This window comes from Azoarcus sp. DN11, from assembly GCF_003628555.1.
In the GTDB taxonomy this organism is placed as follows: domain Bacteria; phylum Pseudomonadota; class Gammaproteobacteria; order Burkholderiales; family Rhodocyclaceae; genus Aromatoleum.
The window spans coordinates 224,030-244,241 of record NZ_CP021731.1 but is presented as its reverse complement, the minus strand read 5'-3'; the positions used below and the strand labels follow the sequence as shown (position 1 = coordinate 244,241).

15 protein-coding genes are annotated in these 20,212 nt (G+C 69.3%); 2 read left to right on the top strand and 13 right to left on the bottom strand.

All coding sequences use genetic code 11. The features are described 5' to 3' along the window. Positions 1–93 precede the first annotated feature (93 nt). From CDA09_RS01045 to CDA09_RS01000, 11 genes are all read right to left on the bottom strand, one after another. Complete coding sequence (locus CDA09_RS01045) at positions 94–639, bottom strand: response regulator (protein WP_121426923.1); 546 nt, start codon at positions 637–639, stop codon at positions 94–96. 215 nt (positions 640–854) lie between these two features. Continuing rightward, positions 855–1,577, bottom strand: a complete 723-nt coding sequence (locus tag CDA09_RS01040; RefSeq protein WP_174718397.1) for a SurA N-terminal domain-containing protein — start codon at positions 1,575–1,577, stop codon at positions 855–857. A gap of 43 nt (positions 1,578–1,620) precedes the next feature. Continuing rightward, positions 1,621–3,207, bottom strand: a complete 1,587-nt coding sequence (locus CDA09_RS01035; protein WP_286164336.1) for an ABC transporter substrate-binding protein — start codon at positions 3,205–3,207, stop codon at positions 1,621–1,623. A 5-nt stretch (positions 3,208–3,212) separates the two neighbouring features. Continuing rightward, positions 3,213–3,845 (bottom strand): SCO family protein, encoded by a 633-nt coding sequence (locus tag CDA09_RS01030; protein ID WP_121426921.1) that lies wholly within the window; start codon positions 3,843–3,845, stop codon positions 3,213–3,215. Positions 3,846–3,849: 4 nt separating this feature from the next. Next, the gene (locus CDA09_RS01025) at positions 3,850–4,545 is read right to left on the bottom strand and encodes an SCO family protein (RefSeq protein ID WP_286164335.1); all 696 of its coding nucleotides are present in this window, start codon (positions 4,543–4,545) and stop codon (positions 3,850–3,852) included. A gap of 12 nt (positions 4,546–4,557) precedes the next feature. Next, on the bottom strand, positions 4,558–6,525 hold the full coding sequence (locus tag CDA09_RS01020; RefSeq protein WP_121426919.1) for a YncE family protein: 1,968 nt from the start codon (positions 6,523–6,525) through the stop codon (positions 4,558–4,560). Between the two features lie 55 nt (positions 6,526–6,580). Further along, entirely contained in the window at positions 6,581–11,653 is a 5,073-nt protein-coding gene (locus CDA09_RS01015) for a cupredoxin domain-containing protein (RefSeq protein WP_286164334.1), read from the bottom strand. Further along, positions 11,650–12,372, bottom strand: coding sequence for an LBP/BPI/CETP family protein (locus CDA09_RS23585; RefSeq protein WP_286164333.1), 723 nt, complete (start codon positions 12,370–12,372; stop codon positions 11,650–11,652). Before CDA09_RS23585 ends, CDA09_RS01015 begins: the two co-directional genes overlap by 4 nt. Positions 12,373–12,711: 339 nt before the next feature. Further along, positions 12,712–13,677: a transporter gene (locus CDA09_RS01010; RefSeq protein WP_121426918.1), complete on the bottom strand. Its 966-nt coding sequence runs from the start codon at positions 13,675–13,677 to the stop codon at positions 12,712–12,714. 78 nt (positions 13,678–13,755) lie between these two features. Further along, entirely contained in the window at positions 13,756–14,166 is a 411-nt protein-coding gene (locus tag CDA09_RS01005) for a DUF2946 family protein (protein ID WP_121426917.1), read from the bottom strand. 315 nt (positions 14,167–14,481) lie between these two features. Next, complete coding sequence (locus tag CDA09_RS01000; RefSeq protein WP_121426916.1) at positions 14,482–15,114, bottom strand: lytic transglycosylase domain-containing protein; 633 nt, start codon at positions 15,112–15,114, stop codon at positions 14,482–14,484. 197 nt (positions 15,115–15,311) lie between these two features. Between CDA09_RS01000 and gspG the strand changes: the two genes are divergently transcribed. After that, positions 15,312–15,758, top strand: a complete 447-nt coding sequence (gene gspG / locus CDA09_RS00995) for a type II secretion system major pseudopilin GspG (protein WP_286164332.1) — start codon at positions 15,312–15,314, stop codon at positions 15,756–15,758. A 142-nt stretch (positions 15,759–15,900) separates the two neighbouring features. Continuing rightward, complete coding sequence (locus tag CDA09_RS00990) at positions 15,901–17,091, top strand: type II secretion system F family protein (protein ID WP_121426914.1); 1,191 nt, start codon at positions 15,901–15,903, stop codon at positions 17,089–17,091. 94 nt (positions 17,092–17,185) lie between these two features. On the opposite strand, the gene CDA09_RS00985 is transcribed toward CDA09_RS00990, so the two are convergent. Beyond that, positions 17,186–18,598: a sigma-54-dependent transcriptional regulator gene (locus tag CDA09_RS00985; protein ID WP_121426913.1), complete on the bottom strand. Its 1,413-nt coding sequence runs from the start codon at positions 18,596–18,598 to the stop codon at positions 17,186–17,188. A 4-nt stretch (positions 18,599–18,602) separates the two neighbouring features. Next, positions 18,603–20,018, bottom strand: coding sequence for a sensor histidine kinase (locus tag CDA09_RS00980; RefSeq protein WP_121426912.1), 1,416 nt, complete (start codon positions 20,016–20,018; stop codon positions 18,603–18,605). Positions 20,019–20,212: the final 194 nt, after the last annotated feature.

Sequence of the window (20,212 nt, the reverse complement as noted above, 5' to 3'; positions counted from 1 at the left end):
TCTCCTTCCGGCCAGAAGGGCCGGCCCTGCCATGTTTCGCAGCGCTGCGCGATGATTCTGCCATCGTCTGCGCCCCGCCGCACCTTTCCGCCCTCATTCTTCGTCGTCTGCGCAATCCTGCCCGGACTTGTGCGCATGCCGGCGGTCCGCGAACAGCCAGGTTCCGTCATACAGCCGCATCGGGAAGCGGTTGTGCTTGTGCTGGCGCCGGTCCGGATGCGTCGGCCCGTGCGCGTCGTGCGGCTCCGCATCACCGGCGATGTGCGCCGAAACGTAGGGGCCGATGCTGCACACGACCTTGGACAACTCGGCGAGCGGAAAGGGTTTGAACAGGATGTGCGCGATCCCGCGCCGCGCCGCTTCCTGCTGCACCTCGTTGCGCGGCTGCCCCGTGATCAGGATCGCGTTGGCGTGGGCGCAGCGCGACCGGATCGCGTCCAGCACCTGGAAGCCGGTCATGTCGGGCAGGCGATAGTCGAGCACCAGCACATCCGGGACAAAGGCATCGATCGACCGGATCGCACTGCCTCCGTCCGGCGCGACGCGGGCTTCGCAGCAGACGCGTTCGAGGTAGGCCTGCAGGTTGCCTGCGAGGATGTCCTCGTCCTCGACGATCAGGACTCTTGTGGTGGATGACATGGCCGCTCTCCGCTTTCCAGCCGATTCCGGCATCGCCTGCCGGATCCCGTTTGACACAACTACAGCACGCCGCGTGCCACGCGATACATGCCGCGGATTGGGCCATTTCTTCGATGACTTCGCCGATCCGTTGCCCTTTTCACCCCCGAAAGCGGGGAAAAACCACCCGCTACCGGCCGCCAGTCCCCAAATCGGGGCATGCGGCCGGACGCCCGTCAGAACGGCTGCAGCACCTCCACCCGTGCGGACTCGCGCAATCGTTGCAGCGCCTCGCGGCCGGCTTCGGCGCGGCGGCTCGCGGCCAGGTACGCGCGCACCTGGCGCTGCGCCTCGGCCTCGGGCATGCCCGCGGGCGCCGGCTCCTGCTCCAGCGTGCGCCGCACGTCCTCGTCGCTGATCCGGGGCGTGCCCGCGAGCGCCTGCAGGGTGCGGCTCGCCGCGAGCTCGCGGCGCAGGTATTCGGCGTAGGAGGCTTCGTCGAAGCCGGCGTCGCGGACGCGGCGCTCGTAGGCCTCGCGCGTCGCGAATCCCGATTCGATGCCGCTGCGCATCTCCTCGACCGCCGCGTCATCGACCTTCACGCCGCGGCGCTGCGACTCCTGCCACAGCAGCTCCTTGTCGATGAGCTGGTCGAGCGCTTCGCGCTTGAGGCGCTTGAACACGTCGGGGCTGCGGATGGCGGCGACATTGCGCGCCTTGAGCCGGAGGTAGTCCTCGAAATGGCGTTCGAGGCGGAAGACGGTGATTTCGGCGCCATTGACGCGTGCCGCGACGCCGACCTCCTGCGCGGAGGCCGGCGCCGGCAACGCGAGGGTGCAGACCAGGCACAGGGCCGCCGTCACATGCCGCAGACCGCACGACGCACGGCGGCGCGCGGCCCCTCCTCTCCTTCCCTGCGTCGTGACGGCGTGCCCGCCGGATGCCCGGTCTGTCCTCAAGCCCGTCTCCTCCCATCGGTATTTACTACATTAGTTCATCACCTCATTCTTGTACTGTGTCAAGGCGCACATAGCGGCCGGTCGGGCGGAAAATGTGCTTCTGCGCATCCACGCCGACGATGTGGGCGCCCGGCGCGCCGACGCGCTGCCCGGGGCCGAAGCCGATCGCGGGCGCCACGCCGGTCTGGAAGCCACGCATGCCCTCCAGCGCGGCAACGAACTTGTCGCGGCTCACGTCGCGCCCGGCGCGCTTGAAGCCTTCCACCATCACCAACGCCGCGACGTAGGCGCCGACCTGGAAGGCGGGGTGGCGGTCGCCCGCGCCGCTGCGGGCGCGCACCGCACGCAGCGCGCCCGCGCCTTGCGGGCTCCAGTCCTGCGGCAAGGTCGGGTAGGCGATGAACACGCGCTCGGCTTGCGGCGCGGGCAGCCGCAGCACGGCCGGGCCGACCTGGTTCGCCGCCGCGAACAGCCACGGCGGCGCCTTCTGCAACGGCTCCTGCGCGGCGAGCGCGCCGAAGTCGGCGTCGCGGCCGATGAAGAAGACCGCCTTCGCGCCCTGGCCGGCCACCGCCGTGCCCACCCAGGAGGCGTTGAACGCGCCCGGCACGTAGGCGTAGGCGCGCACCTGCGACCAGCCGTGGCGCGCGAGGCGCCCGGCGAGCGCGCTGGCGATGGCGGCGCTGCGGGGTTCGTCCGGATGCACGATCGCGACCGGCGGATTCGTGAGCTTGAGCGTGGCGGCGGCGTATTCGCCGAGCGCACCGAGCTGCTCGCCGAGGCCGGGCAGCGGATCGAACACGAAGCGGCCGCCGCTCGCCGACAGCTGCGCGAGCGGGCCGACCACGGGGATGTGCGCGGCGTCGGCGAGCGCGCCCAGGCGCCCGTCGAGCGCCGGCACCAGCGGCGCGACGAGGGCGAACACCTTTTCCTCGTCGACGAGGCGGCGCAGCGCGGCCTCCGCGCCCGCGGCATCGCTGCCGGGATCGGCGACGACCAGCTCGATGCGCCGGCCGTGCACCCCGCCGCCGGCGTTCACGGCGTCGAAAGTGCCGCGCAGGATGGCCGTGACGGTCGTGCCCAGCTCGGCCAGCAGCCCCGTCGCGGGCTGCAGCGTGCCGACGCGCACGGCGTCCTGCGCGAGGCCCGGGTCGCCGTCGTCCTCGAGGCGCTTCAGGTAGGCCGTGAGGTCCTCGGCGTCGCGCGCCGACATCGTGAAGCGCGGCATCGCGGGGTCGAGCCGGTTGCCGGCGGAATCGACCCCGGTGGTGATCGCGCGCGCGAAGCTCGCCGCGTCGTAGGCGGGCCGTTCGCGCCCGTTTTCCATGCGCTGGCCATAAGGAAGGGCAAGCCGCCGCCAGGTGATGTCGGGCGGGCGCACGCCCCCCTCGCGCCTCCCGCGGCCATCGGCGCCGTGGCAGTTGGCACACGGCACCACCGTTCCCGGTATCGCCGTGTCCGCGCCCCCGACGCGGGCCGCAATGGTGCTGCCCGAGGCGCTGCGGCCTTCGACGAAGATCTGCTTGCCGGCCTGTTCGGAAGCAGTCAGCTCGATTGCGGCCACAGGCCCCGCGACGCAGAGTAGCGCGGCCATCAGACCCGACCACCCTGTAAGGCGGCGGCTTGCCATGATCGTTACCGTCCCAGGCTCACCTTCTCCACCGGTTCGGTGAGCAGCCTCAGGCGCTCGGCGATCGCCGGCGGCGGTGCGTCGGGGCGGATCTTGCTCCAGCGCTTGTTCGGCACGTCGCCGGCGATCAGCAGCGTCGAATGCTCCTCGACGCTGTTGCCGAGCTGGCCGAGGCGGCTCAGCACGAAGTCGACCTTCGCCTTGTCGCCGGTGAGGAAGATCCAGTTCGGGCTATCGGCGTGGTTCTTCGCCGCGAAGGCCTTCAGCGAGGCCGGCGTGTCGTGCAGCGGGTCGCTGCTGATCGAGATGAAATGCACCTTGCGCGCGGCCTCCTCGCCCAGCGTGGCGCGCACTTCCGTGAGCTTGCGCGTGATGAGCGGGCAGGCGTCCTTGCAGTTCGCGTAGACCACGTTGAGCATCACGACGCGGTCCTTCAGCACGTCGCTGTAGAACCGGACCTTGCGGCCGTGCTGGTCGACGAGCTCGGTGTCGGTGAAGTAGGCACGCGCGTCGTGCGTGCCGCCGGTGGCGGGGGGCGCCACGGCCTGCGCGGCCGCTTGCGCGGCGGCGGCGAGGGTGAGGACCTGTGCGAGCGCCGCGAAGGCGGCGAGGAAGACGGTGCGGCGTGCAGCGATCATGTGCTTACTCCCGGGTTGCGGCACGCGCCGCGATGAGCGATTCGACCTGCGCGACCAGCACCGCGGGGTCCGCGAAGCCGTAGAAGCGCGTCCATTTGCCGCTGCGGCCGTCGCCGACCATCATCACGACGGGATGGTCCTCGAAGTCCGGCGTCCACGTGCCCAGGCCCTTGAGCGTGTCGTTGACCTCCGTGGCGCTGCCAGTGAGCCACGACCAGCCCTCGCCCGCGCCGCGGGCGCCGGCGTAGTCGCGCAGGCGCGCCGGGGTGTCGCGCACCGGGTCCACGGTCAGCGACACGAGCGCAACCTCGCGCCCCACCCGCGCGGCGAGCTTCTGCTGCACTTCGGCCATGATCGCGGAGGCCACCGGGCACACGGTCGTACAGCTGGTATAGACGAAATCCATCACCACGACGCGATCGCCGATCACGTCGGGCTTGAGGCGCCGTTCGCGGCTGTGCTGGTCCAGCAGCGTCACGTCGGGGAGGCGCACCGTCACGTCTTCGGGCCGCGTCGGGCCGGATGCGCCGTGGTTCGCGTGGGCGCCGGCCGTGGCGCCCTGCGGCTTCGCATGTTCGGCGTGCGCCCGCGCCGCGCCCGGCATGAGGATGCCCACGGCCGCCGCGACCGCCACCGCGGCCAGGCCGGCGCGCATGACGGCCTTGCGATCGTGCTGCATGCGCCTTGCTCCGTTCGTCATCGTCCCCCCTCCTCAGTTGCCGTCCTTCGTCCCCGCCGCCACCGCGGAAACCGCGCGCAGCGTCAGGTAGGGCTTCTTCTGCGTCTCGCGCAGCGCCGCCGAATCGACATGCACGTAGTACGCGCCGGTCTGCGCGAGCGGCAGCTCCGCCTCATACACGCCCTCGCCCACCTCGCGCGCCGCCGTGTGCTGGCGCGCGCCGGCCGGCGCCAGGAACCAGGTCACGCCGAGGTCCTTGACGCCGGTGCGCGGCGTGTCCTTGCGGCCGGCGACGAGGCGGAAGCGCACCGTCGCCTTGCCCGGCGCCTGCACGGTCACCGGCGCGGGCAGGAACTCGAGGCGCGGTGCGGCGAGCTTCGCGTCGCTGATCGCGCCGGGCTTCACGTCGGCGCTGAAGCAGTGCAGCACCTGCGGGCGGTCGAGCATGAAGGCGACGTCGAACTTGCCCGACGCCGGCAGCGTCACCTGCGTCGAGAACACGCCCGGTTCGGTCTGCTTCATCGCGCGGTCGACCACCGTCACCGCGCGCGCCGTGTGGCCGCGGTGGAGGTAGCCGGTCATCGGCGCATTCATGCCTTCCATGTAGAAGTAGGTGGTGTTGTTCGCCGGATTGACGACGAACACCGCGCCCTCATCGCTGCGCGTGGCGAGGCTCGCCGCCAGCGGCAGGTCGCCGGCGAGCCTGGGCGCCTCGGCGCCCGCGGCGAAGCTCTGCAGCACCGGTTCGCGGCCCTTGCCGAGCGTGTCGAGCCTCACCATCGCCACGTTCTCGGTCGCGAGGCCGCGCACGTAGGCATAGCCCGGCGTGAAGCTCACCTCGTAGGGTTCGGCGGCAACGCCGAGTTCATGCACGATCTCGTCGCCGCCCGCGTCGATCACCGTCGCGGTGTTCTCCCGCGTGTTGAGCGCGAAGGCGAAGCGGCCGTCGAGCGTGAAGCGCACCGGGCCGAGGCCGGGCCGGGCCTGGATCACCTTGCGCGGCGCAAGCGTCTTCGCGTCGATCACCGTGATCGTGCCGGCCTCGCCGTCGGCGACGTACAGCGCCTTCGACAGGCCCGACAGGGCCACCGAGATCGGCCGCGGACCGGTCGGGATGTCCACCACCTTCTCGAGCGCGGCGACGTCGAACACGCTCACGCTACCCGCGTCGCGGTTGGTCACGAAGGCGTGGCGCGAGTCGTCGCTGAAGGCGATCTCGTGGTGGCCCTTGCCGGTCGCGAAGCGCTTCACCGGCTCGAAGCCGTGGGCGTCGATCACCGTGACGCCGCTCTTGCCGGGATCGCGCGCGTTGTTGCCGACCCACAGGTAGTGCCCGTCGGGCTGCACCGCGACGCGCACCGGCTCGTCACCGGCATCGACGTCGGCGACGACGCGGAAGCTGCCCGTGTCGACGACCGCGACCTGACCGGCGGTCGGCATCGACACGAACATGTGCTTGCCGTCGACGCTCCTGGCCCAGTCCATCGGCGGGCGCTTGAGCATGATGCGCGTGAGCGTGCTGGTCACGCCAGCCATCGAGGTCAGAGGATCGATGACGCTGATGCTGGGGTCCTGGTTGAGCACCATCAGGTAGTAGCTGTTGAGGTCCACCATCGGCCGCACGCCGACCACGCCCTTCAGGTAGAGGGCGATCTTGTCCTTGCATTCCTTCTGCTCGTTGGCCTTCGGGTTCGCGATCACCTGCGCGAGGTCGAGCCACGCACCCGGCCTGAGCCCCGGCACGCCCGTGCCCGTCCTGGCGTCGGTGATGCGGAAGGTGAGGTCGGCAAGACCGCCTTCGACCAGCTCGGTGGCCCCGTCCGCCGGGCGCGCCTCGAAGTCGATCGCCACGCCGTCGCGCGTCACGCGCCCGCTGGCCGCGGGTCTGGCCTCCGCCGCCGCGCCCCCCGGCGCGGGGACCGGCGCCGGCGCCGCGGCAAGCGATCCCGACAAGGCGCAGGACACCAGCAGCGAGCCTGTTGCGAAGCGAAGTCTGCTCACGGTGCTTTCCCCCGGTTTTGGGGCCCCGTTTCCGGGTCCCCGGACTGCGTGCTGCTCACTCCACCCGCACGATGCCCCAGCGGCCGCTCAGGTTGCCCAGCGACTCGAAGTCGCGGTACAGGTAGTCGCCCGCGATGGCATTGGCGCCCCCCGCGCTTTCGAGGTTGAAGGTGAAGTGCGCGGCCGGCAGGATGCTTTCCTGGCCGCCCAGGTACATCCCCAGCGGGTTCTCCAGGATCCGCGTCGAGGCGACGCCGTACTTCACCGACGGGTAGCCGCTCTGCACCGCGTTGTGCGCACGGTACGGATCGCGCTGCCAGACGTGGCCGTGGAGGGCGAAGGTGCCCATGCGGCTGCCGCCCGACGCCTGCACCAGGTGGATGCGGAACGGCTGGCCCCGCGTCACCGTCAGCACCGGGGTCTCCGGGTCCGCGCCGCCGACCAGCGCGTTGCTGTAGGCCTCGTTGGCATTGGGCACGTCCGCGAGGCCGGCGCCGTTGGCGTGGCCGAAAGGTGCGTCCGGCGCCTTGCCGAAGCGGTACCACAGCGGCTCGACCCGGTAGTTCACCGCCATCGAAGAGTTGTCTTCCGGATCCTCATGCACCATCGGCCCCTCGGCGGCGATGTTCTCCACCGGATCCCCGTTGGCCCAGCGCATGTTCAGGCCCTTCGCCCACTGCAGCGCGAAGTCGCGGTAGGTGACGAGCGCGGGCTTCGTGGTCTTGCTCACCGTGGCGGCGGCGCGCATGTTGCCGTCCTCGACCCAGGTCGATTCCGGCGGCATGGCGACGAACGCACCGTTGAGGCCCTTCTGCGGCTGCTTGATCTTGTCCGCCGGCATGATGTTGACGCCGCCGAACTCGATCCCCACGGCACTGATCGTGTCGGCGTTCCCCGTCCGGGTGGAGGTTGTCCCCTTCACCAGGGAAGTGGCCTTGGAATACGCGCGCGCCAGGTCTCCCACGTAGAATTGATAGGTCTTCGGCGCCCCGCCGGGCGCAACCGTCTGTACCGGGTTGATGCCGACGTTGGTGCCGTCCGACCGCGTCACGTCGTACATCAGCAGCTGGGTGTGGAAGCCGGCGTGCGCGGACGGGCGCATCAGGTTGTTGTTGAAGGCGGTGGTGCCGAGCGGGTCGTAGCGGTCGCGCACGACCACCGGCGCCATCAGGTTGGGCGACGGCAGGTCCGGCATCTCCGCCGGCAGGCGGTTCTCCAGCACCACGTTCACGCATTCGCCGGACGCCGCGCGCAGCACCAGGGGTTCGACCGGGACGCCGGCCTTCAGCTTGCCGGTGGTCGGATCGAGGTCCTCCTTGCGCACGTACATGATCGCGGTCGGGTCGTGCAGCGGCCCCGACTTGCCGCCGATCGTGATCGTCTGGCCGGTCGCGTGGTCGATGAGGGTCGCGGCCGGGATGCTGGTCGGACGCGCGTTGTACACCAGCGTGCCGCCGCCGGCCTTGAGCGGGCCGCCGACATGCTTGCCGTTGCTGTCCGCCATGCCGATGGTCAGGCCGAGCGGGTTGGGCAGGATGTCGTTGGCGAGCGCCACTACCACGCTGAAGTCGCGCTGCTTGACCGGCAGCACGCCGAGCACGGGATCGGTGTAGGTCTTCGGGCAGATGCCGTTGAAGTCCGCCGCGTTGGCGGCAGCAACCGGTTGCGGGTTATTGGGCGTCGCGAACAGGTCGGCACGCTTCTCGGCATAGTTGCGCATCACGCCCCACGAGCCGTTCCAGTAGCCCTCGATCGAGGCGTTGATCGAGTACAGGTAGTCGGCCGCCGGCGTGTCCGGGTGGGCGTACATGGCCACCGGCATGCCGAGGCTGAACTGCTCGGAGATGCCGACCATCTGGCCGTTGCGCCAGCCCGAGTTGGGCGCCGCGCCGAAGCTCGAGCCGGCCTGCAGCCACTTCACGCCGTGGATGCTGACGCTGTGCGCCTCCTCCTGGCCGCCGGCCTGCACGCGCACGCGCACGATGTCGCCCGCGTAGGTGCGCAGCATCGGCGTGAAGGGATCGCCCGCGACGTCGCCTCCCTTGTTGATGTGCGGCGGGAAGGTCGTGACGCCGCCGGTCGGACCGGTCGCCTGCGTGATCGCGCCGGGCGCGAGGTTGAAGTTCGCGATCTTGCGGTCGGTACGGCTTTGCAGCGCGAAGGCGAGATCACCGGCGTCGCCGTCCGCCTGCATGCCGGGCTTGCCGTCGGGGCCGGTCCTGGTCGGGTCGTAGATGCGCAGCGCCACCGGTTCGTTGCGGTAGTTCACCGAGAACATCCCCGGGTCGTCCGTCGAGATCGCCTGCGGGCAGGGACGCACCGGGCAGGTGGGCTTCTGGGCGCCCGCGGCCATGCGCTGCATGTCGGGGAAGATGGGTTGCGTGGTCATCTTCGCCGGCGGGTTGATCGCATAGCGGAAGCTGTCGCGGCTGGTCGGGTACCTCACCGGGTCGGGCCTGCCGTCCGGGCCGGCGCCCACATACACGCCGGCTTCGTAGGCATGCTGGAAGTCGGTGAACTCGAGGTAGAACTCGCGGAAGCTGTCATCGATCTTGTCGTTGTCGATGTCGCCCGAGCTGATCACCGCCTGCCACGAGGTCGGGCCGCCGTCCGCACGCGTGTACAGCGGGGTGCCGGTCTCGGCGTGGTACCACGTCGAACCGGCCGGCTCGGTCAGCACGGTGCCGTACAGGCCGATCTGCTGGTGGGTCGAGGGGCCGTAGTGGTCATGCGTGAAGATGTTGCCGAGGCCGCGGTCGACGCTGTGCTGGTTCAGCACCGGGTCCGCGAACCAGCGCTGCATCGTCGTGCGCGCGCCCATCCAGTCCGGACGATTGAACTGTCCGAAGTAGGGGTGCTTCTTCGCAACGGGGCAGACGTTGGTGCCGTCGCGCCGATCGGCCGGCTCGGCGCAGTGGTTGTACTGGCGGATCGCGTGGATGCTCTCGACCACCGCGCCCGGCGCGAGTGTGCCGTCCTCGTAGTTCCAGCCGTTGGCCGCCCCGTCGGTCGTCGTCAGATCCCATTTCGGCAGGTGGATGTGCTGGCCGATGATGTCGGTCGGCGTGCGCACCTGGTAGTCGTCCAGCTCGTAGTACTCCGGCACCAGGTTGGTGTGGTAGTACATCGCGCAGTCGAAGGTGTTGACGCGCATCACCAGCGGCTCGGGCGCCTGCTGCTTGTTGATCACCGGCATCGCGTCCTCCCACAGCGTGATGATGCGCTGCTGCGGGAAGTGGTAGCCGGCCTTGTTGAGCACCGCGTCGAACTGGATGTTGGCGCCCTTGTACACGCGCGGCGTGGTCGCGTTGTATTTCGAGGCCTTGCCGATCCACATCGCGGTCAGGGTCGCGCCGCTGAACCAGGTGCCCGCGCCCGCGGAGCTGGTGAGCTGCTTCTGCGTGTCGTCGATGCAGGGCTCGGCATAGGGCGCGGCGACCGAAGGCTTCGCGCCGTTGGTCTTGAAGTTCGCCGCCCTGACCGTGGCACCGGTCGGGTCGACCGCGTAGCTGACGTGGAAAGGCTGCGCGTGGAAAGCCATCGCGGCCTGCTCCGCGTCCGTGCCTTCCTCGGGGAAGTACACCGCCTTCGCCGACGTCAGCTTCTTCAGGAAGTCGACCGGGCTGGTCGTCACCTCGGCCGTGCCGCCCGACAGTTTCCCTTCGAGCGTGCCGCGCGGCAGGCCGCCGTCCCAGCCCTCCGCCTGCGCCGGCACGAGACCGGACCACAGCGGGTTGCCGCTGTTCTTGAGCGCCTGCGCCTTCGCCGGCGTGAGCATGTCGAGCGGCGGGGTCGGCGGACGCTGCCCCATCGTCGCCTCGATGCCCGCGACCCAGAACGGATAGCCCGGGTTCTTCAGCGTGCCGTCGGCGTTCCGGTTGGCGGCGCTGCGGTCGACCAGCGCCCTGGAGCCGGCGATGTGGCTCGCGCCGGCCGGGTCGGTGACGTACTTGGTCACGACCTCCACCTTGCCCGGCATCGGCGGCATCGCCTTGCCCGGCAGCGGCACCACGGCCGGGATCGGCGCACCGACCACCAGCTCGCCGTCGGGCAGGGCGCGCGCGCCCGGTGCGGGCGTGCCGTCCTGCAGCGCAAACGGCGTGCTGTGGTAGCCCTTGGCGCCGTTCGACACCTGCAGCCGGGTGCCGGCCTCGAAGGTGTCGTGGATGCGCCACAGGTACCACATGCCCTGGGCGAAGTGCGGGTAGAAGTGGCAGTGGTAGATCGCGTCGCCGGGCGAGCGGTTGCGGTTGCCCGAGCCGCCATTCACCAGCTCGTAGGTGTAGCCCGAACCCGGCCCGATGCCCTGGGCGTCGATGTAGTTGGAGTTGTCGTCGTTCGGGTTGAACAACCACTGGTGGTTGTGCAGGTGGAACACGTGCTGTTCCTTGCCCACGTGCACGTTGTGGTACTTCACGAAGTCGCCGATGTAGCTGTGATGCACGTTCGCCGGATCCTGCGGATACAGCGCCTTGGTCGCCTTGATGCCGGTCGTGCCGGGCTGCGGGGCCTGGCCCGGCTTCAGCGCCTCGAGGCCGACGTTCGCGGGGATGTCGACCAGCAGTGCCGGATCGCCGACCGCGTAGGCGGAGAGAAAGAATTCCTCGTACGCGCAGCGCAGGCAGTCGTGCATCGGGCCGACGCCGATGCGGTTGGCGATGATCTCGGCGCCGATGCCGCCGGAGCCGTAGTTGATCATGAACGCGTCGCGGGTCGCCTTCAGCACGTAGCCGAACACCGGGTCGTCGAAGAAGCCCGGGAAGGCCTGCGCCGCCGCCGTCTCGTCGTGGAAGATCACCGAGAAGTCGCGGAACGGCTCGAGGCGGTTGGGGTAGGCGGGGTTGCGCTTGCCGATCGCCTCCAGCGGGTAGGTCGAAGCGGGGAAGGTGCCGTAGGGATCCGGGCCCAGCACCACGGCGTCGAGCTCCGTATGCACGATGCGCGTGCCGTCGACCATGTTGAGCACCGGCTTGCCGGCCTTGCCCTCGGAGATCCACGGCTCGGCGTCGGGGAAGCGCGCCTCGTAATTCACGACCGGCTGCCCGGCCGCCGTCAGCTCGCCGGCCGCCGCGGTCAGCACGCCGTCGCCGTTCTTGTCGGCGGCGAGGCGCAGCTCTTCCTCGCTCACGACGTTGCGATAGGCGCCCCCCCCGGGGGCAACACGGTGAGCTGGCCGAACAGGCCGCTGGTGGTGTTGCCGGCAGTGCCCTCGCCGCCGAAGGTCGCGCCGTAGCTCGTGATCGCGAAAGTCCCTTCGCGCTCGCCGTAGAGCGTATAGGTCCTGCTGTTGCCCGGCGCCACCAGCGAGCTCATGTTCCGGCCGACGTTGTCGCCGAGGTCGGCGATGCTGTTGACCGCCTGCATGCCCTGCGCGAAGAAGCCGACGTGGCGGTCGGCGACCTGCTCGTCGATGTGCATCTCGGGCGGCGACGCGGTGCGCGCGTTGGCGGTCGGGGCGAGCAGGTTGGTCAGCCGAACGGTCAGGCATTCGCCCGCCGCGATGCGCAGCACCAGCGGACGCGGGCGCTTGTCGTCGCGCAGCCTGACGTTGCCAGGCGACTTCGCACCGCCGGCCGCGAGCGTCCGGCCGGCCGCATCGACCACGTCCTCCTCGAGCGCAAACATCATGCCGTTGATGTTCTGCGCGCCGAGCCGGTTGAACATCAGCGGCTGGTCGAGCGCCACCACGTCGGCCACCAGCGTGCGCGTGCACGTGATCGCCGCCTTCGCCTCACCGGCCGCAAACAGCGTGGCGCCGGCCAGCGCGAGCAGGCCGGACAGCCGCAGCCGGCGGCATGCGCCACCGGCTGCGGCAGGTGCCAACTCCTTCGGATGCGTGCCCTTCATCGTCGTTCCCCCACGGATGCAACGCCATGACGACTCGACTGCAGACTGCCACGCCATACCCGGCTGGGCCTTTGCACACCCGAGCCGGACCACGGGCGGGAAATCCCGTGAACCTCCTCGCAACGCCCGTGCCAGGATAAATCTGGCTATTTTTCAATGCGTTGCGTTATTGCAGAAGGTCAGCGCGGAAAGATTCCCCAACTTTTCCCCGCATTGCGGGTGGGGCACCCACTTTCGGACGCGGCGTGGGCGAGGATTCCCCGCACGCGGCCGGGCGGCGTGCGGCTTCCGGCCGGCGACAGGGCGTCGCGCGGCCGGGGCGGGGGAAAAGGGGCCGGCTCAGAACGCGTAGGTCGTTCCGAGCACGGCGCTCCAGCGCGACGTGAGCTGCACGCCGTTCACGTGCTGATAGATGGGACGCTGGTAGTAGCCGTAGAGCTGCCAGTGCGGCGACATCTGCCAGCTGACTCCCGGACTCAGCGCCACCGTCGTCGCGCCCGAATCCTCCGGCTCGGCCTCGGCGCCGCGGTCACGCGCCTTGTACGACACGTTGAGCTGCAGCGGGAAGCTCAGGCGGTCGCTGACCGGCTTGAGCCAGCCGACATCGAGGTGCATGCGGTGGCCGGGGCGGTAGCCGTCATGCTCTGCGGTCGCCAGATCCGCGCTGACGCTCGCGAACGCCGTCGAGCCGCCCGCCAGTTCCCGGCGCCAGTGCGCCCCCAGCAGCAGGTCGGTGGTGCCGCTGCCCGGCTGCAGGCTGCGCTCGGCCAGGTCGCCGTCGCGGTTCTTCAGGTTGGTGCGGCCGGTGGGCAGCTTGACCCCGAAGCTCACGCCAACCCCCTGCTCACGGCTGGTAAGGAGTTCGTGGCGCGCCTCGATGCGCAGGTCGCCGAGCTCGCGGAAATTCCAGGTCTCGGGGACGTGGTGCACGTCGCCGTCTTCTTCATGGTGGTTGTGGATGTGCTTGTGGCTGCGGTCAACCAGCGGCAGCGTCGCGCCGATCGTCCAGTCCGGTGCGAGATCGCGCTCCAGCGTGAACAGCGTGTTGCGGTTGAGCGTGCGCACTTCGTCGTGATGGCGCGGGAGCTCGCCCACCGACACGTCGTTGTCGCCGTGCATGGGGTGGCGCTGGTCGATGAACTCGTAGCGCAGGCCCAGGCGGGTGTCACCCGCGAGGCCGGCGTTCATGAAGGCCGAGCTGGTATTGACCGAGCAAAAGGCGGAGCCGCAGGACGCGAAGGCGGCTGACGGTACGGCAAGCGCGAGCGCGAGCGCGCTCGCCGCGACAGGGCGAAGGCAAAACATGGTTGGACTCCCCGGCCCCGTCCACCACGCAGATGGGCGGATCAGGGCCTGAATTCGTGATCGGGCGGCATCGGACGATCAGCCGATGCCGGGTGCGACGGCAGAATCAGCGGCCGGGGAGGGGGGCGCACGCGGGGGCGGCGCAAGGTCGCGCCACACGAGCGGGCGCGGAACGGAGGACACGTCGCCCGCGAGCACGGGCGCGGACGCCGGAAGGAAGAACCAGCCCGTGCTCGCCGGCGGCCCGCCGCCGAGGCGCACCGCCGAGCAGCAGCAATCCTGGCAGCGATGGCCGCCCCCGGTGGCGGGATGCTCGTCCGCACTCCCGGCGGACTGCGCCCGGCAGATGTCGGACCCCGGCACCGGGTCGTGCGTTATCGCGTGGCCCAGCGCGAGGATGGGCGCCAGCCACAGCACGAAGGCCAGCACCGCGACGAGGATGCGCTCGCCGTGCTGCCCCCTTCCGGCAGCCGGACGCCCGCACGCCATCACGGCTGCCTCGCCGTGGCGTGCGCTCCGAACCGCTGCGGCCGGGCGGCGACCTCACCCATCGTGCTCATTTTCCCCTGTTCCGCATCGGCATTTCCCCGGGGACCCTTCCCCGGAGACCTTGAACAAACGCCGCACCATACTGCACTCACCGGCTACGTTCCTTGATCTGGCGCATGGCGCCGGCCCGATGCGCAGCCAGTGTCGGGGGTCGAGCGCCACCTCCTCCTCATCTCCCCCGCTTTCGGGGGGCATTCTCCCACAGCCACAAAGAGTGGGGGTACTCCCCCAACAACGGGAGATTCCCCCGGTCGTTCACGACAGCCTCCCGGCGCGGCGGCCACCCAGGCGCTCGAAATGCTCGATCACGCGCGGCACGTAACGCCGCGTCTCGGCGAACGGCGGCATGCCGCCGCTGCGCACGACCGCGCCCGGTCCGGCGTTGTACGCGGCCACGGCGCGCCCGACGTCGTTGCCGAACATCTCCAGCAGGCGCTTGAGGTAACGCGCGCCGCCACGGATGTTTTCGGCCGGATTGCGTGCGTCGACGACGCCCATCGCACGCGCCGTGCGGGGCATCAGCTGCATCAGGCCGACCGCCCCCTTGGGCGACACCGCCCGCGGGTCGTAGTTGGATTCGACGCGGATCACCGCATGGATGAGCGCCTCCGGCAGATCGTGCTCGGCCGCGGCCGCAGCGACCTGCGGAGCGAAGGGCAGCGCACCGATCTCGCCCGACGGCTCGCCGTGGACGAGGCCGGTCCCGCCTATGGGGGCCGATCCCCCACTCCTGGGGGCGGGCGCCGTGACGACGCGTTCGAAACCGCGACGCGGTTCGTCGGTGAGCGTGACCGTCCCGTCCGGTTCGACCTTGAGATAGACATCGGCCTGCGCGGCCAGCGGCAGTGCGAACCAGACGGCGGCGAGAAGCGGGATCGGCGGTTTCATGTGGCGGCTCCAGGACGGTCATGTACACCGGGGACGAATCCCCGCTCCGGACGGTGCTACGCAAGCGGCGTGCCTTCCCCTTCCGGCCCGCGACACCTGTCACGCCCCCGGCATGTTTCCTGCTGCTGCAAATTGACGCCGCCCGAAGCCTGTTCCTACACTGGCGGGACACCTCCCTCATTTCTGCGGACAACATCATGGATGACTGTCGAATGCTTCGCCGCGGCGCCGCCCGCGGCCCTTCGCGCGGCTTCACCCTGCTGGAACTGCTGGTCGTGCTGGTGGTGCTGGGCCTGCTCGCCGGCCTGGTGGCGCCGAAATATTTCAGCCAGCTCGGCAAATCGGAAGTGAAGGCCGCACGTGCGCAGGTCGAGGGTTTCGCCAAGGCGCTGGACCTGTACCGCCTCGACACCGGCCACTACCCGACGACCGAACAGGGCCTGGCGGCGCTGGTGACGCGCCCCGCCAACGAGCCGCGGTGGGCCGGCCCCTACCTGCAGAAGAACATTCCGGCCGACCCGTGGGGCCGCAATTACATCTACGCGGCACCCGGCGAGCACGGCGAATACGACCTGTCCTCGCTGGGCAAGGATGGCCAGCCGGGCGGCGACGGCGAAAACGCCGACGTGAACAGCTGGCAGTGAGACGTTATCGACAAGGCCATTGAATAGCCCCCCCCGTTCGCCCTGAGCTTGCCGAAGGGCGGGCTCAGCAGGGGCTTCGACACGCTCGGCCCGAACGGCAATTGGTCGCCGGGTTAATCGCCACTTTTCAGCAGGTGCCGCCATGCGCTTTCACGTCAAGGGGGTCAGCCGCGAGGCCAGCGTCGTCGCACTGACGATCGACGCGGCGAACCTCGCCGACGCGCGCCGCCAGGCCGAGGACCAGGGCCTGCGCGTGATGTCGCTGCGCACGGCCCGACGCCTGCCGGCGCTGCGCTGGCAGCGGCGGGAAGCCTTTCCGCTGGTGCTCTTCAGCCAGGAGCTGGCGACACTGCTCAACGCCGGCCTCGCCCTCATCGATGCGCTGGAGAGCCTCACCGAGAAGGAGAGCGACGCCCAGGCGCGCAAGGTGCTGGACGACCTGGTGCGCGCGCTGTACGAGGGCAAGTCGCTGTCGCAGGCGCTTGCGCGCACGCCCGAAGTCTTTCCCGAGCTGTACGTCGCGCTGATCCAGTCGAGCGAGAAGACCGGCGAGGTCGGCGCCGCGCTGGGCCGTTACGTGGCCTACCGCAGCCGCGTCGACGAAGTGCGCCAGAAGATCGTCAGCGCCGCGGTGTATCCGGTGCTGCTGTTCCTCGTCGGCTGCGGCGTGCTGCTGTTCCTGATCGGTTACGTGGTGCCGCGCTTCGCGGTGGTGTTCGAGGACCTCGGCTCCAACCTGCCGTGGCTCTCGCGCGTGCTGCTGAGCGCCGGCCAGTTCCTGCACGCGCACCAGGCGGCGCTGGGCGCCGGCGCGGTGGCGGCCGTCGCCGGGGCGGCACTGCTGCTGCGCCAGCCGCCGGTGCGGCGCGCGCTGGCGAAGGCGCTGGAGGCCGTGCCGGCGATCCGCAAGCGGCTGTTCATCTACGAGATGGCGCGCTTCTACCGCTCGCTGGGCATCCTGCTGCAAGGCGGCATCCCCATCCTGACCGCGATCGGCATGGTGCGCGGCCTGCTCGGCGTCGGCGTGCGCAGCCGCCTGGATGAAGTCGCCGCGCGCGTGCGCGAAGGCCAGGCGCTGTCCTGGGCGCTGGAAAAGAACCACCTGGCGACGCCGGTGTCGCTGCGCATGCTGCGCGCCGGCGAGCACGCGGGCAACCTGGGCGAAATGATGGAGCGCACCGCCGACTTCTACGACGAGGAGATGGGCCGCTTCATCGAGTGGTTCGTGCGCCTGTTCGAACCGCTGCTGATGGTCTTCATCGGCCTGGTGATCGGCGTCATCGTGATCCTGATGTACATCCCGATCTTCGAGCTGGCGAGCAGCATCCAGTAAGCGCCCGCGCACGCGGTCCCGGCGGCACCGCGACAGGAAAAAGGGCGCGGCTCGCGTCGCGCCCCTTTCCCCCTCCCCTCCCGTACTCCTTGCGTCAGCGCTCCGGCCGTTCGAGGCCCAGCTTCTCGATGCGATAGCGCAGCATGTCGCGCGTGAGGCCCAGCAGGCGCGCCGACTTGGTGACGTTCCAGTCGGTCTTGTCGAGCATCTTGATGACGAGATCGCGCTCGACTTCCGGCACGCTGACGCCGCTGGCCGGCACGGACATGCAGTACGAGTCGAGCGAGTGGAAATCGCGGTCGCAGGTGCCGTACAGGCCGGGGCAGATCGCGAGCTGGTTGGACGTGATGGCCTTGCCGGCGGCAAGCAGCACCGTCTGTTCGAGCATGTTGCGCAGTTCGCGCACGTTGCCCGGCCACCCGTAGCACTTCAGCACGTTGAGCGCGTCGTCGCTGAAGTACAGGCCCGGCTTGCCGTAGCGGCGCGCGTGCTGTTCGAGGTAATGCTTCGCCAGCGCGACGACGTCGTCGCCGCGTTCGCGCAGCGGCGGCACCTTGACGGTAATGATGCGCAGGCGGAAGTAGAGGTCGCTGCGGAACTTGCCCTCGCGCACCATCTCTTCGAGGTCGCGGTTGGTGGCGCTGATGATGCGCAGATTGACCTTGATCTCCTTGACCGAACCGAGGCGCCGGATCGTGCGCTCCTCGAGCAGCTTGAGCAGCTTGGCCTGCAGCGCGAGGTCGATCTCGCCGATCTCGTCGAGGAAGAGCGTGCCGCCGTCGGCCGCTTCGACGAGGCCGGCACGGCGGTCGCGCGCATCGGTGAAGGCGCCCTTCTCGTGACCGAAGAGTTCGGCTTCCAGCAGGTGCGACGGGATCGACGCACAGTTCACTTCGACGAAGGGGCCGCTGCTGCGGGTGCCGTCCACGTGCAGGGCGCGCGCGACGAGTTCCTTGCCGGTGCCGGTTTCGCCGCTGATCAGGACCACGGGTAGCTCGCTCGCGGGCATGTGTTTCTCGGCTTCGAGAAGCTGGCCGATCATGCCCTTCATCGCCTGCATCGGCGCGGAGTTGCCGATCAGCGCGCCGATGCCGGATTCGCGCGTGTCGCGCTCGTGATAGAAGGACAGGGTCTTTTCCATGCGCCGGGCTTCGAGGGCGCGCTCGATCAGCAGCTTGAGCTCGGCCAGCACGAGCGGCTTGGTGAGGTAGTCGTAGGCGCCGGCCTTCATCGCCTCGACCGCACGCTGCACGTTGCCATCCCCGGTCATGAGAATGACCTTGGCGTCCGGTTCGGCCTGGCGCACCCGGCCGATCAGTTCGATGCCGGTGATGCCCGGCAGGTTGAGGTCGGTGAGCACGACGTCGGGGTGCAGCGTCGCCACCAGGCGCAACGCTTCTTCCGAGGAGTCCGCCAGCTGCGCATCCCAGCCATTGCGCTTGAGGCTGGTGCAGATATTTTCGCCCAGGATCTCGTCGTCTTCGACGACCAGGATCGTGTTTGGCATCTTCCTACTCCTGATTCGCTACCTTGAAGGTCAGACGGACGGTGGTTCCCGCCTGTTCCTTGCTGTCCAGTTCAACCGCACCACCGAAGCGTTCCATTATCCGGCTTACCAGCACCAATCCAACCCCCAGGCCGCCACGTTTTGTCGTGTGGAACGGCTTGAAGAGCGTCTTCAGCTGCGCCTCGGACATCCCGCAGCCGGTGTCGGCCACCCTGACCGTGACGCGGTCGCGCGCGGGCTGCTCGACGGCCACGCCGAGGCGCCCGCCGCGCGGCATCGCCTCGATCGCGTTGGAGAACACGCTGTTGAGCGCCTGTTCCAGCAGCGAGCCGTTGGCTTGCACCGCCACCGCGGGTGCCGCTTGCGGCGCCCAGTCGATTTCGATGCCGGCCCGCTGTATCTGCACATCGTAGGTGCTCAGCGCGTTGTCCAGCGCAGTCACGACGTTCACGGCCTCATTCTGGTCGGTGATCGGCCTCGAAAACTGTAGCAATTCCCGTACCCACTTTGACACGCGATCGACCTGGGTGATGATGTCGTTGAGGTTCTTCGTGGTCCCGGAATCGCCCAGTTCGAGCGCGACTTCGGCGCTGGAGCGGATCGAGGCGAGCGGGTTGCGCAGGCCGTGCGCGATCGCCGACGACATCTCGCCGAGCGCGACCAGCGTCTGGTTCTCGACGATCTCGCGCTGCTGGGCGTCGAGTTCGCGCGCGGCCCGGTCGATGATCCAGTGCAGGCATCCGTAGATCGCGCCGCCCGACAGCAGGGCGGCCAGCCAGATCAGCAGATAGCCGCGCTTGAGCGAACTGATGAGGTCCCGCGGCTCCTTGTAGATCTCGACCACGGAGGCCACGCTCCCGTCGGTGTTGAGCAGGGGCACGTAGTTCTCGATGTACATGTCCTTCGGCTCGCGCACGAACTTCTGCTCGGCCTTCTTGCCCTCGGACTCCTTGAGATGGCCCGCGGCCACCGTCTGGCGGTGCTCGAGGACTTCCTGCAGCTCGTCGTTGTCACTTAGCCTCTGCCCGGTCAGCTTGGGATTGGCCGACCAGATCACGAAGGCGTCAGGCGCGAACACGGTCGCGAGCAGGGCTTCGGGCATCTGGCGGAGATGATCGAAGAATTCCGCGCGTGCACGCTCGAGGTTTTCCTCCGGAACGCCGAGCTCCCGCGCCGTCAGGCGATCATCGAGAATGGCGGCGAGGCTGGTGTGGTTCGGGCCCAGGCGGGCGTGGCGCGACTCGATCTCGGCGATCGACTGGATGAACTGCGTCGTCAGCATCGCGTCGCGCTTGATCGCCTCGTTCACGAAAAAGCTGGACAGGATCGCGCCCGAGACAATTGCCGCCCCCCCCGTCACCACCAGGCTGACGATGGAGAACCATTTGCGCAGGTTGAAGGGTTTCCGGACGCTGTCCATGTTTGCATCGACCTCTTGCAAGAGGCACGACGGGTGAAATGCCCCGTGCGCACCCTCGATGCAGTGTGCGCGCAATCACCGGCGAAAACCGTGAACGACTTAACGCTACAAGATGCAGCTGGCCGCGGCACATCCCGCACGCCGCAAACCTTACGGGGCTTCCCCGCCCCGGGTACCGATAGCCGCATTTTTTC

Bases quoted from the DNA above. Each gene is read 5' to 3' on its own strand.
- CDA09_RS01045 (WP_121426923.1), bottom strand. From the start codon at position 639: ATGTCATCCACCACAAGAGTCCTGATCGTCGAGGACGAGGACATCCTC.
- CDA09_RS01035 (WP_286164336.1), bottom strand. From the start codon at position 3,207: ATGGCAAGCCGCCGCCTTACAGGGTGGTCGGGTCTGATGGCCGCGCTA.
- CDA09_RS01030 (WP_121426921.1), bottom strand. From the start codon at position 3,845: ATGATCGCTGCACGCCGCACCGTCTTCCTCGCCGCCTTCGCGGCGCTC.
- CDA09_RS01025 (WP_286164335.1), bottom strand. From the start codon at position 4,545: ATGACGAACGGAGCAAGGCGCATGCAGCACGATCGCAAGGCCGTCATG.
- CDA09_RS23585 (WP_286164333.1), bottom strand. From the start codon at position 12,372: ATGAAGGGCACGCATCCGAAGGAGTTGGCACCTGCCGCAGCCGGTGGC.
- CDA09_RS01010 (WP_121426918.1), bottom strand. From the start codon at position 13,677: ATGTTTTGCCTTCGCCCTGTCGCGGCGAGCGCGCTCGCGCTCGCGCTT.
- CDA09_RS01005 (WP_121426917.1), bottom strand. From the start codon at position 14,166: ATGGCGTGCGGGCGTCCGGCTGCCGGAAGGGGGCAGCACGGCGAGCGC.
- CDA09_RS01000 (WP_121426916.1), bottom strand. From the start codon at position 15,114: ATGAAACCGCCGATCCCGCTTCTCGCCGCCGTCTGGTTCGCACTGCCG.
- gspG (WP_286164332.1), top strand. From the start codon at position 15,312: ATGGATGACTGTCGAATGCTTCGCCGCGGCGCCGCCCGCGGCCCTTCG.
- CDA09_RS00990 (WP_121426914.1), top strand. From the start codon at position 15,901: ATGCGCTTTCACGTCAAGGGGGTCAGCCGCGAGGCCAGCGTCGTCGCA.
- CDA09_RS00985 (WP_121426913.1), bottom strand. From the start codon at position 18,598: ATGCCAAACACGATCCTGGTCGTCGAAGACGACGAGATCCTGGGCGAA.
- CDA09_RS00980 (WP_121426912.1), bottom strand. From the start codon at position 20,018: ATGGACAGCGTCCGGAAACCCTTCAACCTGCGCAAATGGTTCTCCATC.